The 14,064-nt window shown below is 66.3% G+C and carries 14 protein-coding genes; all 14 read left to right on the top strand.

Translation table 11 applies throughout. From position 1 onward, the window contains the following. Positions 1 to 219 precede the first annotated feature (219 nt). The 14 genes from ccrA (at position 220) to tilS (ending at position 13,987) form a co-directional block, all read left to right on the top strand. The gene (gene ccrA / locus EV663_RS04030; RefSeq protein ID WP_132950506.1) at positions 220 to 1,512 is read left to right on the top strand and encodes a crotonyl-CoA carboxylase/reductase; all 1,293 of its coding nucleotides are present in this window, start codon (positions 220 to 222) and stop codon (positions 1,510 to 1,512) included. Positions 1,513 to 1,550: 38 nt separating this feature from the next. Beyond that, positions 1,551 to 3,083: an ATP-dependent DNA helicase gene (locus EV663_RS04035; RefSeq protein ID WP_132950507.1), complete on the top strand. Its 1,533-nt coding sequence runs from the start codon at positions 1,551 to 1,553 to the stop codon at positions 3,081 to 3,083. 142 nt (positions 3,084 to 3,225) lie between these two features. Continuing rightward, complete coding sequence (locus EV663_RS04040; RefSeq protein ID WP_132950508.1) at positions 3,226 to 3,741, top strand: TRAP transporter small permease subunit; 516 nt, start codon at positions 3,226 to 3,228, stop codon at positions 3,739 to 3,741. Next, positions 3,738 to 5,279, top strand: coding sequence for a TRAP transporter large permease (locus EV663_RS04045; RefSeq protein ID WP_132950509.1), 1,542 nt, complete (start codon positions 3,738 to 3,740; stop codon positions 5,277 to 5,279). Before EV663_RS04040 ends, EV663_RS04045 begins: the two co-directional genes overlap by 4 nt. Before the next feature lie 24 nt (positions 5,280 to 5,303). Beyond that, on the top strand, positions 5,304 to 6,368 hold the full coding sequence (locus EV663_RS04050; protein WP_132950510.1) for a TRAP transporter substrate-binding protein: 1,065 nt from the start codon (positions 5,304 to 5,306) through the stop codon (positions 6,366 to 6,368). Between the two features lie 147 nt (positions 6,369 to 6,515). After that, positions 6,516 to 7,142 (top strand): hypothetical protein, encoded by a 627-nt coding sequence (locus EV663_RS04055; RefSeq protein WP_132950511.1) that lies wholly within the window; start codon positions 6,516 to 6,518, stop codon positions 7,140 to 7,142. Further along, positions 7,139 to 7,528, top strand: coding sequence for a tol-pal system-associated acyl-CoA thioesterase (gene ybgC / locus EV663_RS04060; protein ID WP_132950512.1), 390 nt, complete (start codon positions 7,139 to 7,141; stop codon positions 7,526 to 7,528). Before EV663_RS04055 ends, ybgC begins: the two co-directional genes overlap by 4 nt. Before the next feature lie 113 nt (positions 7,529 to 7,641). Then, on the top strand, positions 7,642 to 8,337 hold the full coding sequence (gene tolQ / locus EV663_RS04065; RefSeq protein ID WP_132950513.1) for a protein TolQ: 696 nt from the start codon (positions 7,642 to 7,644) through the stop codon (positions 8,335 to 8,337). 3 nt (positions 8,338 to 8,340) lie between these two features. Continuing rightward, positions 8,341 to 8,820 (top strand): protein TolR, encoded by a 480-nt coding sequence (tolR, locus tag EV663_RS04070; RefSeq protein ID WP_132950514.1) that lies wholly within the window; start codon positions 8,341 to 8,343, stop codon positions 8,818 to 8,820. A gap of 7 nt (positions 8,821 to 8,827) precedes the next feature. After that, positions 8,828 to 9,988, top strand: a complete 1,161-nt coding sequence (locus EV663_RS04075) for a hypothetical protein (protein WP_132950515.1) — start codon at positions 8,828 to 8,830, stop codon at positions 9,986 to 9,988. A 2-nt stretch (positions 9,989 to 9,990) separates the two neighbouring features. Then, positions 9,991 to 11,319, top strand: a complete 1,329-nt coding sequence (tolB, locus tag EV663_RS04080; protein ID WP_425057115.1) for a Tol-Pal system beta propeller repeat protein TolB — start codon at positions 9,991 to 9,993, stop codon at positions 11,317 to 11,319. Between the two features lie 76 nt (positions 11,320 to 11,395). Next, positions 11,396 to 11,908 carry a peptidoglycan-associated lipoprotein Pal gene (gene pal / locus EV663_RS04085; protein WP_132950517.1) on the top strand — a complete coding sequence of 171 codons (513 nt, stop codon included), beginning with the start codon at positions 11,396 to 11,398 and terminating at the stop codon, positions 11,906 to 11,908. Between the two features lie 10 nt (positions 11,909 to 11,918). Then, positions 11,919 to 12,773: a tol-pal system protein YbgF gene (gene ybgF, locus EV663_RS04090; RefSeq protein WP_132950518.1), complete on the top strand. Its 855-nt coding sequence runs from the start codon at positions 11,919 to 11,921 to the stop codon at positions 12,771 to 12,773. Further along, entirely contained in the window at positions 12,770 to 13,987 is a 1,218-nt protein-coding gene (gene tilS / locus EV663_RS04095) for a tRNA lysidine(34) synthetase TilS (protein WP_132950687.1), read from the top strand. The genes ybgF and tilS overlap by 4 nt, the downstream gene beginning before the upstream one ends. Positions 13,988 to 14,064 lie beyond the last annotated feature (77 nt).

Consider the following 14,064-nt stretch of genomic DNA (forward strand, 5'->3'; position numbering starts at 1 on the left):
GGATTCGGGGTGGCAATAAAATTTCGCTCACGGCGTCATACGGAAAATATTATACGGCTGTCAATTCGCTGCATCGCGGCGAGTTGCGCCATGGAAGAGTCATAAAATTACCAATTATGACCAAATTGAATTGCAAAATTACGTGCGCACTTTTATCTGACAGGAAAGCCGGGCGATTCTGCGCTGCGGCGAAGCGTAACGACCAGCAAGGAGGCCCCGATGGCACTCGACACCAACCCGTCTGTCGTTCCTTACGAGGCGCCAGAGAAAGACCTTTACGAGATCGGTGAAATGCCCCCGCTGGGGTATGTTCCCTCCAGGATGTATGCGTGGGCGATCCGGCGGGAACGCCACGGCGAGCCGGACAAGTCGTTCCAGGTCGAGGTCGTGGAAACGCCCGAGATCGACAGCCACGAGGTGCTGGTTCTCGTGATGGCCGCGGGCGTGAACTACAACGGCATCTGGGCTGGTCTGGGCATCCCGGTGTCGCCGTTCGACGGCCACGGTGCGCCCTATCACATTGCCGGTTCGGACGCGTCGGGCATCATCTGGGCCGTGGGCTCGGCGGTGAAGAACTGGAAGGTGGGCGACGAGGTCGTGATCCACTGCAACCAGGACGACGGCGACGACGAGGAATGCAACGGCGGCGACCCGATGTTCAGCCCCAGCCAGCGGATCTGGGGCTATGAAACCCCGGACGGGTCGTTCGCGCAGTTCACCCGCGTGCAGGCGCAGCAATTGCTGCCCCGGCCCAAGCATCTGAGCTGGGAAGAATCGGCCTGCTACACGCTGACGCTGGCCACCGCCTACCGGATGCTGTTCGGCCACCATCCGCATGAACTGAAGCCGGGGCAGAACGTTCTGGTCTGGGGGGCCTCGGGCGGGCTTGGGTCTTTCGCGATCCAGCTGATCAACACCGCGGGGGCGAATGCCATCGGCGTGATCTCGGACGAATCCAAGCGGGATTTCGTCATGGACCTGGGCGCCAAGGGCGTCATCAACCGCAAGGACTTCAAGTGCTGGGGGCAACTGCCCAAGGTCAACACGCCCGAATACAAGGAATGGTTCGCCGAGGCGCGCAAGTTCGGCAAGGCGATCTGGGACATCACCGGCAAGGGCAACAATGTCGACATGGTGTTCGAGCACCCGGGCGAGGCGACCTTCCCGGTGTCGACCTTCGTGGTTAAACGCGGCGGCATGGTGGTGATCTGCGCGGGCACGTCCGGGTTCAACCTGACGATGGACGCACGCTATGTCTGGATGCACCAGAAGCGCGTGCAGGGCAGCCACTTTGCCCACCTGAAACAGGCCGCGGCCGCCAACCGGCTGATGTGCCAGCGGCGCCTTGATCCCTGTATGTCCGAGGTCTTCCCCTGGGCGGAGATCCCGCAGGCGCACCTGAAGATGCTGCGCAACGAGCACAAGCCGGGCAACATGGCGGTGCTGGTGCAGGCGCCGCGCACCGGGCTGCGCACCTTCGAGGACGTGCTGGAGGCCGGACCGACAGTCTGAGGCTGGCGCTGCGCGGGGCAGGGCGCTAGGGTCCGCCCATGACCCTGCCCGCGCTGACATTTTCCGACGATCAGGCCGAGGCCCATGACCGCGTGACCGAGTTGTTGCGCGGCATGGGCGTCGATCTTGATGCTGGCCGCCTAACCCCGCGCGTCGAGGGCAAGGCGGGCCTGCTGGCGGTGACCGGCAAGGCGGGGTCCGGCAAGACGATGCTGCTGGCCGAACTGGTCAAGGCGCTGGGCGAGGCCGGGGTCAAGACGGTATCGGGCGATTACGAAGGGCGCAGGAAGCGCGACCAGCGCACGCTGGCGATCCTTGCGCCCACGAACAAGGCGGCAAGCGTTCTGCGCCAGCGCGGCGTGCCCGCGACCACCATTCACCGCATCATCTATACCCCCGTCTACGATCCCGAATACGAAAAGATCGCCGAGTGGCTGACCGGCGAGGGCGACCGCCCCGAGATCGAGGGCCTGACCGAGGCTGCGCTGGACCGGGCGCATGCCTTTTATCAGGGCAACAATTCGGTTCCTGGGGCATTGGCGGCGGCGGGGCTGCGTGGCAGCGATTTCATCCTGGGCTGGAAGCGGCGCGAGAACCCCCTGGATATCGGGTTTGTCGACGAGGCCTCGATGCTGGACGCGCGACAGTTCGAGGATTTGCGCGAGATTTTCCCGACTCTGGTCCTGTTTGGGGATCCTGCCCAGCTTGCCCCGGTCAACCAGTCGGGCAAGATGGTGTTCGATGGTCTGGATGATAGCCAGACGATGCACCTGCACCGCATCCACCGGCAGGCTGATGACAACCCGATCCTGGACCTGGCCCACGCCCTGGCCGATCCCGACCTGGGCTTCGAGGATTTCGAGCGGTTGGTGGAACAGAAGGCCGCGCAGGACGATCGGGTGCAGATCGGCCGTCGGGTCGATTCCGACCTGATGGCGCGCTCGCCCGTTCTGGTCTGGCGCAACGCGACCCGAATTCGGCTGATCCACGCCTTCCGCGCGGCCCACGGGGCGCCGGCCGACGATCTGCTGCCGGGCGAGCCGCTGATCTGCGACGGGATCGAGCTGCCGCTCAAACACCGCAAGAAACGGCTGGATCTTGAGGCGCGCGGCCTGATCAAGGGTGCGCAGGTGATCTATCTCGGCCCCGGCCGCAAGCCCGGCTTTTCCCGCCTGCACGTGATCGGGGCGGAAGAGCCGCAGCTTTCGGCGGCCTCCATCGTCAAGATCGAGATGCCCGAGGAAGAGGAACCCTTCATCCCCTATGCCGCGCATATGGGCGCGACCTTCCTGCATGGTGCGGCGGTGACGATCCACAAGGCGCAAGGCTCGCAATGGGATACGGTGCAGGTCTTTGCCCCGGATCTGTACTCCGCCGCGCGGATGGGCCGGGTAGAGGCGGGCCAGCCGCTGTGGAAACGGCTGGCCTATGTCGCCATCACGCGGGCCGAGCATCGGCTGATATGGGTGACGCGCTATGCCCTGGCCCGCCCCAGAACGCCGCTATCTACAGGCGACCTGGTCGTTCCCGCCGCGCCGCTGACCCTGACGGCCGAGGACCCCGAAACTTGAAATCGGGATCTTCGCCAAGATCGGTGCGATCGGCGGCAGCGCCGCGCCGGGCTATCATGTTCGCGACCAAGCCCGATTTCGGCCGGGGGGTGACCGAAACGGCAATTGCGGTGCGCGCGGCGCTGTGGCACTCCCCTCCCGAATGCGCCTCTCCGCTCTCATATCCGCCTACCTGGGCTTTTGCCGCTGGCTTGACCGGCTTGCGCTTGCACTTTGTGTGTCGGCGGGATTGTTCCTGGCGGGAGCTGTTCTGGTTGTCGTGGTGTTGCGCTACGGGTTCGGCACCGGATTTGTAGAGTTGCAGGACGCCGCCGCCTATGCCTTTGCGGTTCTGATGGCGCTGTCGATCCCGGTGACGCTCGCCCGGGGCGGCCATGTCCGGGTCGAGGTCGTGTCCGAACGCCTGTCGCGCGCCTATCTGCGCGCCGCCGATGCGGTGGCGCTGGTGATCTTCCTGATCCCGGTCTTCGGGTTGCTGATCCGGGCGTTCTGGCCCGATCTGGTCTATGCATGGTCGATCCGCGAAGGATCGGTCGAGACCGGGGGGCTGGGTGGCCTTTTCCTGGTCAAGACCGCGCTGCCCGTGGCGGCAGCGCTGACCATCCTGCAAGGGCTGGCGCAGGTGCTGCGCCCCGCACCCGGAAAGGACAGCGCATGACGGTCGAGGCCGGGTTCCTGCTGGCGATGCTGGCCGGGCTGTTCGCGGGCATCCTCAGCGGTATTCCGGCGATGCTGGCGATTGCGGGTGTGCCGATGGTGACCGCGCTGATCGGTGCGGCACTGGGCGTGTTCGATCTGGATTTCCTGAACTTCTTTCCCGGCCGGGTCTGGGGCGTGATGTCCAACCGGCTGCTGATGGCGGTGCCGCTCTTTGTGCTGATGGGGGTGCTCTTGGAACGCGCCCGGCTGGCCGAGCGCATGCTGGGCGTGCTGGGCCGGCTGACGGGCGGCTCGGCCCGGGGCATGGGGTTGAGCGTTCTGGCCTTTTCCACGCTGATCGCGGCCTCTACGGGGATCATCGGGGCAACGGTGGTGATGCTGGTTCTGATCAGCCTGCCCGCGATGCGCGCGGCGGGGGTGGACAAGCGGCTGGCGGCCGGGCTGGTCTGTGCCAGCGGAACGCTGGGGCAGGTGATCCCGCCCTCGATCATCCTGGTGCTACTGGGCGACCAGATCGGCAATGTCTACATGGAGGCACAGCAGGCGGCGGGCAATTTCGCGCCCGATCCGGTCTCGGTGGGCGATCTGTTCGCGGGCGCGCTGGTGCCGGGGCTGATGCTGGTGGGGTTCTACGCCGCCTATCTGGCGATCCGGCTGAAACCGGCCCGCAGCGCCGCGCCCGCGCCGCGCGATCCGGTCCCGTTGGGCGAAATCGTCTTCACCTTCCTGCCGCCGATCCTGCTGATCCTGGCGGTGCTGGGCTCGATCCTGGCCGGGGTTGCCACCACGACCGAGGCCGCGGGGCTGGGCGCCATCGGCGCGCTGTTCCTGGCAGGCTACGGCACCACGGGCGGGCGCGCGGGCCGTTGGGCGATTGCGGCAGGCGCATTTGCTGCGCTGGTGCTTGTGGCCATGGGGCTGGCCGGGCTGGGCCGCGCAGGCGCGGGCAGTATCGCGGGCCTGGTCGCGCTGGGCGCGGGCGGGCTGATCGGGCTGGGCACGCTGGCCGCGGGCTGGCGGACCTGGCGCGCGGGGCTGCTGCCCGGCGCGATGGAAGAGACGATCCGCATCTCGGGCATGGTCTTCGGCATCGTGGTCGCGGCCTCTCTGTTGGCGCTGGTGTTCCGGGGCTTTGGCGGGGACCGCATGGTGGCGGACTTGATGGCTGGCCTGCCGGGGGGCGGAATGACCGCCATCGCGCTGGTGATGGCGCTGATCTTCGTGCTGGGCTTTATCCTGGAGGCGGTGGAGATCATCTATATCGTCGTGCCGCTGCTGGGCCCGCCGATCCTGGGCACCGATATCTCGCCGGTCTGGTTCGCCGTGCTGATCGCGATGAACCTGCAAACTTCGTTCCTGACGCCGCCTTTTGGTTTTGCGCTGTTCTATTTCCGTTCTGTTGCGCCGGCCGATATCTCGACCGTCGATACCTACCGGGGCGTCGTGCCCTTTGTCCTCTTGCAGTTGGCCGCCCTTGGCGTTCTGATCGCCGTGCCGGGGCTGGCGACATGGCTGCCCGACATGATTTTCCGTTGAGACCCGATACGAAAGGGACCGAAAATGCATCGCAGAACCTTCCTCAAGACAGGCGCGGGCGTGACTGCCGCCGGTGCGCTTGCCACGCCCGCCATCGCGCAGGGCAAGATCACCTGGAAGCTGCCGACCGCGTTTCCCAAGATGGCGCCGGGCGTGGGCACCAACGTGACCACCTTTGCCGCGCGGGTCGCGGCGATGTCGGACGGGCGGCTGAGTTTCGATGTTTACGGCGCGGGCGAGCTGGTGCCGGCCTTCGGGGTCGAGGATGCGGTGCAGCAGGGCAAGGCGCCCGTGGGGCACGGGCCGACCTATTACGCGGCGGGCAAGAACCCCGCGCTGCACTGGTTCACCGGGGTGCCCTTCGGCATGACCTCGAACGAGCATTACGCCTGGCTGCGCTGGGGCGGCGGGCAGGAGATCTGGGACGACATCTACGCTCAGCGGAACCTGAAACCGATCTACTCGGGCAATTCCAACACCCAGTCGGGCGGCTGGTTCAAGAAGCCCGTCGAGTCGGTGGCCGACCTGCGGGGCCTGAACATGCGCATCGCGGGGCTGGGCGGAGAGATCTACCGCAAGCTGGGCGTGAACGCGGTGCTGATGCCGCCGCCCGAAATCTTCCAGGCGCTGCAATCGGGCGCCATCGATGCCGCCGAATGGGTGGGGCCGATGCTGGACCAGGCCTTTGGCCTGCAAAAGATATCGCAACTGTGCTACCTGCCTGCGTTCAACGAGCCGGGCGCAGGGCTGGCGGTGGTGTTCAACCGGGATGCCTGGACCGAATTGTCCCCCGATTTGCAAGCCATCTGCGAAACCGCATCGCTGGCCGCCGCGCTGGAGGCGCAGGCGCAGTTCGATTATTTCAATGCCCGCGCGCTGGACGAACTGAAGGCGCAGGGCGTTGCGTTCCGCAATTTCCCGACGGATGTGATTGCCGCGCTACGCGATGCCTGGAACGAGGTCCAGGACGAGCTGGCCGCCGCGCATCCGGACGTGGTGCGCGTGCGCGAAAGCTATGATCCCGCCCTCGCGCGGGCCCGCGATTACGCGGTTGCGATGACCGCGCCGCTCTTGACCGGGCGGGGCTGAGATGGCCGTGCCCCCACCGCCACCGGTGGGGGCGACGGTCGACCGCGATCCGGCATGCGCGAGTGGTCGCGAAGGCGCGCCGATCCTGTCTCATCCTCGTGGCGCGGACGGAATTTTGGGTATTTGGGCCAAGAAGAAGGGCAGGAGATGACACCGCAGGGGGTCGAGGCGCTGTTTACCCGCGCCGACGGGAACTATCTTTTCGCGCGCTGGGGACGGCCGATCGCGCCGGTGGTCTTTGGTGTGGACGATGTGACGCTGGCCACGGTCAAGGGCGCCTGCGAGGCGGTGGTGGCTTTGGCCGGTCACGAGATGGCCGAAAGCGACCCGGAACTGGGCGTCAACCTGATGCTGTTTTTCCTGCGCGACTGGTCGGAGCTGGCCGAGACGCCCGATCTCGACCGGCTGCTGCCCGATCTCGGTTCGTTGGTGGACCGGCTGAAGACGGCGGGGGCGAACCAGTACCGGCTTTTCCGATACGATGCCGCGGGCGCGATCAAGGCGGCGTTCGTGTTCGTGCGGATGGATGCGACCTTGTCGGCGCTGCCTGCCGAGGCGGTCGCGTTGGACCAGGCTGTGCGGGTGATCCTGCTATGGTCGGAGCGGGCTTTCATGAGCGATGGTCCGCTGGTGCCTGCGCCCGATGGGCGACTGGTGTTGCGGCCAGAGATCGCGGACGTCATCCGTGTAGGGTATGATCCGGTGATGCCGGCCATGTCGCGGGACGTGGCCCATGCGCTGCGGCTGGCCGCGAGGATGGGAACGGAAGGGTGAGCCAGGAATTCGAGCTTAGGGTTTATTACGAGGATACCGACCTTGCGGGCATCGTCTATTATGCGAACTACCTGAAATTCATCGAACGCGCGCGCAGCGAATGGGTGCGCGGGCTAGGCGTGGACCAGATTCGGCTGAAGGCGCAGGAAGGGATCGTATTTGCCGTGCGCAGGGTCGAGGCCGACTATCTGGGGCCGGCCAAATTCGATGACCTGCTGAGGGTCGTGACGCAGGTCGAGGCCGTGACGCCGGCGCGGCTGATCCTTTGGCAGGAGGTGTTGCGCGGCGCGCAGCCTCTTTTCGTGGCGCGTGTGACCATTGTTGCCCTGGGCCGGGGAGGAAAGCCCACGCGCCTGCCGGCAGAGTTCCGCCGAAAGCTGGCCTGAAGCCCGGAGAGAGGGTGGCCCTGACGCCCTTGTGTTGGCATTTGTCGTGAAAAGCCTGTAAGCTTCGCGGTAATCAGAGCCGAATTTCACGGCCGCAACAACGAGCAGACAGTATGGAAACCGAAACCCTTGCGATGGCGCAGGAGATTGACTTCTCGCTGCTGGCCTTGTTCCTGCGCGCGACTTTTACCGTCAAGATCGTGATGCTTTTGCTCATTGCGGCCTCGTTCTGGGCCTGGGCGATCATCATCCAGAAAGTGATCCTGTATCGCAAGGCGCGCGCGGCTTCGGCCGAATTTGACCGCGCTTTCTGGTCGGGCGAACCGCTGGATGAGCTGTTCGAGACGCTGGGGGCAGAACCGAGCGGCGCGACCGAAAAGATTTTCGCCGCGGGCATGATGGAATGGCGGCGCAGTCACCGCCAGGATGGCGCCCTGATTGCCGGGGCCGCGGCGCGGATCGACCGGTCGATGGACGTGGCCATCGCCAAGGAGGCGGAGGTTCTGAACGGGGGGCTTTCCTTTCTTGCGACCGTGGGCTCGACGGCGCCTTTCGTCGGGTTGTTCGGCACGGTCTGGGGCATCAAGCACGCCTTTGAACAGATCGCGCTGCAACAGAACACCAATCTTGCCGTGGTGGCGCCCGGCATTGCCGAGGCGCTTGTCGCGACGGCGCTGGGGCTGCTGGCGGCGATCCCGGCGGTGATCTTCTACAACAAGCTGTCGGCAGACAGCGACCGGCTCGTGGGGGGGTACGAAAGTTTCGCAGACGAGTTTTCCACCATATTGTCGCGCCAGTTGGACGGTTGAGCGATGGGCGCCTCGATGAGCCCCCGCAAGGGATCGCAGGGCGGACGCAGGTCGCGGCGCCATGGCCGTCATCCCGCCGCGATGTCCGAGATCAACGTGACGCCCTTTGTCGACGTTATGCTGGTGCTGTTGATCATTTTCATGGTCGCGGCGCCGCTATTGACGGCGGGCGTGCCGGTGGAATTGCCGCGGACCGCCGCCCAGGCCCTTCCGGCGGCGCAAGAGACGCCCCTGACGATTACCCTGACCGCCGATGGGCGCATCATGTTGCAAAACGAGCAGATCGCGAGCGATGGTCTTGTTGCCAAGCTGCATGCGGTGATGGCCGAGCGCGAGGATGACAAGGTCTATCTGCGTGCCGACGGGGCCATTGCTTATGAGCGCGTGGTCCAGGTGATGGGAGCGCTCAACGGTGCGGGTTTCCGCGATATCGGGCTGGTGACGGAAACCGGCGGGCCGACACTGGATGGCCGGGACGAATAGGCGCGGCATGAGAACCGGCATCTATATTTCGGGCGCGGCGCACCTGGTGCTGATCGCCTGGGTGATGCTGGCGGGCCTGTTTTCGGCCCCGCGCCCTGCGCCTGTCGAGGTCAGCGAGGTCAGCCTGATTTCGGCCGCCGAGTTCGCCGCGCTGACGCGCGAGGCCACTGCGCCCGCCCCCGTCGATGAGGTGGCACCGCCGCAAAGCCCCGCGCTTCCAGCCTCGCCGCGACCCGCGCCGCCGCCCGAGAACCGGCCAGACCGGCCCGCGCCGCCGGCCCCCCAAGAGCCAACCATGCCCGATACAGCGCCTGATACCAGCGGAGTTCAGCCGTTGTCTGAGGCCGACATTGCCGAAAGCGTGCCCCAGCCGGACTTGCCGGAGGCCAGCGACGCGCCAGAGGCCCCCGAGGCCGATCGCGCGCCGCCGCGCCAGGCGCCGCGTGTCGCCCCCACGCCTGCGCCACCCGCCCCCGAGGATGTGGCGATTGCCGATCTGCCGCCGCAGCCCATGCTGCGTCCTGATCCTTTGGCCACGGGCGAAGTTGTCGAGACGCCGCCCGCGGCGCCCCAAGAGGCGACGACCGAGATCGTCACAGAGGCCGAACAGCAGCCAGAGGCCGGGCAGGGGATTGCCCGTTCGCCCCGGCCGCTGGCGCGTCCGTCCCGTTCGGTGGCGTTGCAAGCCGCGGATGCGGCACCCGCCGAGGTGATGCCGCCCTCGGATGCGCAGGCCGATGCCTTGGCCGATGCCGTGGCACAGGCCGTCGCCGATGCGATCGCCGCGCCCGTTCAGCCCCCGACCCCGGCGCAGCTTGCAGGCACCGGGATTGCCCGCGGCGGCCCGACTCTCAATGCCGGCGAGCGCGACGCGCTGCGGCTTGCGGTTTCGCGATGCTGGAACGTGGGGGCACTGTCCAGCGAGGCCTTGATGACGACAATTGTCGTGGGTCTTCAGATGCAGCAGGATGGCCGTCCGCGTGCCGATACACTCCGGCTCTTGTCGTGGTCCGGCGGGTCGCAGGCGGCCGCGCAACGAGTTTATGATAGCGCCCGGAGCGCGATCATCCGCTGCGGGGCGAGCGGATTTCCCTTGCCACCGGAGAAATACGATCAATGGCGTGATATCGAGATCACATTCGATCCCGAGAAGATGAGGACCAGATGAATATGCGTATCCTGACCCTGTTGATCGCCCTGGTTCTTTGTGTGGGCATCGCGCCCCCCCCTGTGCAGGCGCAAGGCGGGCCCCTCAGGATCGTGATCGACCAAGGTGTGATCGAACCGTTGCCCTTTGCCGTGCCGGCCTTCGTTGCCGAGAGTGCAGAGGCCTCGCGCCATGCGGCCGATATCGCGCGCGTGATCGCGGATGACCTGGCTGGTACCGGGTTGTTTCGCGAGATCCCGCAAGAGGCGCACCTGACGCGGGTCACCAGCTTTGCCAGCCCGGTGCAATATGCAGACTGGAAGGCAATCAATGCGCAGGCGTTGATAACCGGCGCGGTGGCGCTGGATGGCAACGGGCGGCTGACGGTCAAGTTCCGCCTGTTCGATGTGGTGTCAGAAGCCCCTCTGGGTGAGGGGCTGCAATTTGGCGGCCCCGTGGAAAGCTGGCGCAGGGTGGCGCATAAGGTGGCCGACCAAGTCTATGGCCGTATCACCGGAGAGTCAGGTTATTTCGATAGCCGCGTCGTGTTCGTGGCCGAGCGCGGGCCCAAGAATGCCCGCCAGAAACGCCTGGCGATCATGGATTATGACGGCGCGAACGTGCAGTTCCTGACGGACGCCTCATCGCTGGTGCTTGCGCCACGGTTTTCTCCCGACGGGGGGCGGGTTCTTTACACCAGTTATGAAAGCGGGTTCCCGCGTGTCTACCTGATGGATATCGCCACCGGCGGACGCCGGGCGCTGGACGAGCAGCCCGGTTCGATGACCTTCGCACCACGCTTTGCGCCTGACGGGCGGCGGGTGGTATTTTCCATCTCGCAGGCGGGCAATACCGACATCTATACCCTCGACCTTGCCAGCGGGCAGCGCAGGCGCCTGACCTCTGCGCCCTCGATCGAGACTGCGCCCAGTTTTTCGCCTGATGGCAGCCAGATCGTGTTCGAAAGCGACCGTTCCGGTAGTCAGCAACTTTACGTCATGCCCGACGGCGGCGGTGAGCCGCGGCGAATTTCCTTCGGTCAGGGCCGCTATGGCACGCCCGTCTGGTCGCCGCGTGGTGACCTGATTGCCTTTACCAAGCAGAACAAGGGGCGATTCCATATCGGCGTCATGCGCACCGATGGCTCGGAAGAGCGTCTTTTGACATCTTCTTTCCTTGACGAGGGTCCGACCTGGTCGCCCAACGGGCGCGTGATCATGTTCACGCGTGAAACCGCCGGGACCCAAGGCGTGCCCGCACTTTACAGTGTCGATATCTCGGGACGAAACCTGCGCGGTGTGGCCTTGCAGGGCGCGGCCTCTGACCCGGCATGGTCGCCGCTCTTGCCTTGAGGCGCGCGTTTTCAAACAGATCCACGACTGATAGGATGCCCCCGATCGGTCTTGACCCGATGCAAAGGAAAAACCCATGACCCCTATGACCAAGACCCTCCTGCTGATTTCCGCGCTGGCCGTGTCGGCCTGTAGCAATCCCGGTGGCGCGGCCTGGAACACGCCCGGCGGTTTGGGGGCGGGCGCCGGTGGCGGCGCGGCGGGGTCGGTTTCCGACCCGACCTCGGTGGCCTATTTCCAACAGAGCGTGGGCGACCGAGTACTGTTTGCCGTTGATGAAAGCACCGTGTCCGAGGGGGCGCGGGTGATCTTGCAGGCGCAGGCCGAGTGGCTGATGAAGAACCCCGATTACCAGGCTGTGATCGAGGGCCATGCCGACGAACAGGGAACGCGCGAATACAACCTTGCGCTGGGCGCCCGCCGCGCCAGCGCGGTGCAGGAATTCCTGGTCTCGCGCGGGGTATCGCCCGCGCGTCTGCGCACGGTGACCTACGGCAAGGAACGTCCTATCGAAATCTGTTCTGCCGAGGCCTGCTATGCCCAGAACCGTCGGGCCGTCACCGTCGTCACCGCCGGTATCGGAAGCTGAGGGGGCGGCGATGCGCAGTCTCGCGCTGATCTTGCCCGTCATTCTGGCTCTGGGGGCGGCCAGCCCCGCGCCCGCCCAGTCATCGCCCTCGTCAACGGTCCAGCCGCGCGACGAAACCCTGGCCGATATCCGTCAGCAGCTTTCGGTGTTGTTCGTCGAGGTGCAGCGTCTCAAGCGCGAGTTGTCGACCACGGGTTCGGCCAGCATTCCGGCGGCGGGCGGACCCACCTTGCAACGGCTCGATGCCATCGAACAGGAGTTGCAGCGCCTGACGGCCCGCACCGAGCAGATGGAATACCGTATCCAGAGTATCGTGGCAGATGGCACACGCCGCATCGGCGACCTGGAATTCCGCCTTGTCGAACTTGAGGGTGGCGATGTCAGCAAGCTGGGCGAGGCCACGACACTGGGCGGGGTCGACCTGGCATTGCCCGCCCCGGCCACCGCGCCTGCGGTCGTATCGGGGGCAATACCTGAACTGGCCGTGGGCGAGCAGGCTGATTTCGACGCAGCCCGCGCCGCGCTTGCCGCGGGTGAACATGCCAGTGCCGCCGACCGGTTCGCCGCCTTTACCCGCGATTACCCCGGCAGCCCGCTATCGGGCGAGGCGCATTTCCTGCGCGGTGAGGCCCATGCCGCGCTGGGGGAGACCTTGGCCGCGGCACGTGCCTATCTCGAAAGTTTTTCCGGCAGTCCCGAAGGCCTCCGTGCCGCCGAGGCGTTGTTGGGGCTGGGGGTGTCGCTGGATGAACTCGGACAGCAACGCGAGGCCTGTGTCACGCTGGGCGAGGTCGTAACGCGCTTTGCCGGGACCGCCCCCGCACAGGAAGCTGCCACCGCCATGGACTCGATCGGGTGCCAATAGACGACCTTGCGTCGGTGCTTGCGCGGGGATGCCCCGGCCCCGCGCCGCTTGGGGTCGCAGTGTCGGGCGGGGGGGACTCCCTCGCGTTGCTGATCGCTCTGGCCGAGGCGGGGGGGCGGTCGTTGCGGGCGGTGACCGTCGATCATGGCCTGCGCCCCGAGGCGGCAGACGAGGCCCGCTTTGTTGCGGGTATCTGTGCGCGGCTGGGGGTTGGTCACGACACGCTGACATGGCGCGGTTGGCGCGGACAGGGAAACTTGCAGGATGCCGCGCGGCAGGCCCGGTTCGGCCTGATTGCCGATTGGGCGCGGGCGCGGGGAATCGGGCGTGTTGCGCTTGGCCATACCCGCGACGACCAGGCCGAAACAGTGCTGATGCGCTTGGCACGGGGGGCCGGGGTTGACGGGCTGTCGGCGATGGCGCCGGTGCGGCGCGCGAACGGGATCGATTGGTTGCGCCCTTTCCTGGACGTTTCGCGCGCCGATCTGCGGGCCTTCCTGCACGCGCGCGAACAAGGCTGGATCGAGGACCCGAGCAACGAGGATACCCGTTTCGCCCGTATCCGCGCGCGCCAGGTGCTGGCCGGGCTTGCGCCGCTGGGGCTGGATGCCGGTGCGCTGGCGGCGACGGCCACCCGCATGGCCGAGGCGCGTGTGGCCTTGCAGGTCTGTGCCGCCGACACCGCCGCGCGTATCGCGCAAGAGGATCGGGGCGACGTGATCCTGTCGTGCCCCGGTTTGCAACAGGCCCCGGCCGAAATTGCCCGTCGCCTGCTGGTCGCCGCGATCCGCTGGGTGGCGTCGGCCCCATACGCGCCGCGGGCCGATGCCCTGGCAGAGGCGATGACAACGTTGCAACGCGCCCCGAGAGTGACGCTTCACGGATGCTTGATCACGCGCGAGCGCAACAGGTTGCGGATCGCCCGTGAACCAGCCGCCGTGGCCGATATCAGCGCGCTGCCCGGTTTGCCTTGGGATGGGCGCTGGTGGGTGCAGGGGCCGGCAGAGGGCGACGAAACCCTGCGTGCACTGGGCGAGAACGGACTTTCGGCCTGTCCGGGATGGCGGGATGCGGGCTTGCCACGGGCCTCGCTGATCGCCTCGCCTGGCGTGTGGCGCGGTGAGACGCTGGTTGCTGCGCCGCTGGCCGGACTAGGAGCGGGCTGGACGGCACGAACCGGCACGGGCTTTGCCGATAGCCTAGTATCGCATTGAACCCTGCCCCTTAATCTCTATCTTAGGGCAACGGACAGGCGCCCGGCGCAGGTCTGAGCGAAATTCAAGGAGAACGT

It is taken from the genome of Rhodovulum bhavnagarense (assembly GCF_004343505.1).
In the GTDB taxonomy this organism is placed as follows: Bacteria; Pseudomonadota; Alphaproteobacteria; order Rhodobacterales; family Rhodobacteraceae; genus Rhodovulum; species Rhodovulum bhavnagarense.

Excerpts from the sequence above, each read along its gene's own strand:
- tolQ (WP_132950513.1), top strand. The coding sequence starts at position 7,642 with ATGGAAACCGAAACCCTTGCGATGGCGCAGGAGATTGACTTCTCGCTG.
- EV663_RS04075 (WP_132950515.1), top strand. The coding sequence starts at position 8,828 with ATGAGAACCGGCATCTATATTTCGGGCGCGGCGCACCTGGTGCTGATC.
- EV663_RS04050 (WP_132950510.1), top strand. The coding sequence starts at position 5,304 with ATGCATCGCAGAACCTTCCTCAAGACAGGCGCGGGCGTGACTGCCGCC.
- EV663_RS04035 (WP_132950507.1), top strand. The coding sequence starts at position 1,551 with ATGACCCTGCCCGCGCTGACATTTTCCGACGATCAGGCCGAGGCCCAT.
- tolB (WP_425057115.1), top strand. The coding sequence starts at position 9,991 with ATGCGTATCCTGACCCTGTTGATCGCCCTGGTTCTTTGTGTGGGCATC.
- EV663_RS04040 (WP_132950508.1), top strand. The coding sequence starts at position 3,226 with ATGCGCCTCTCCGCTCTCATATCCGCCTACCTGGGCTTTTGCCGCTGG.
- EV663_RS04055 (WP_132950511.1), top strand. The coding sequence starts at position 6,516 with ATGACACCGCAGGGGGTCGAGGCGCTGTTTACCCGCGCCGACGGGAAC.
- ybgF (WP_132950518.1), top strand. The coding sequence starts at position 11,919 with ATGCGCAGTCTCGCGCTGATCTTGCCCGTCATTCTGGCTCTGGGGGCG.
- tolR (WP_132950514.1), top strand. The coding sequence starts at position 8,341 with ATGGGCGCCTCGATGAGCCCCCGCAAGGGATCGCAGGGCGGACGCAGG.
- pal (WP_132950517.1), top strand. The coding sequence starts at position 11,396 with ATGACCCCTATGACCAAGACCCTCCTGCTGATTTCCGCGCTGGCCGTG.
- ccrA (WP_132950506.1), top strand. The coding sequence starts at position 220 with ATGGCACTCGACACCAACCCGTCTGTCGTTCCTTACGAGGCGCCAGAG.
- EV663_RS04045 (WP_132950509.1), top strand. The coding sequence starts at position 3,738 with ATGACGGTCGAGGCCGGGTTCCTGCTGGCGATGCTGGCCGGGCTGTTC.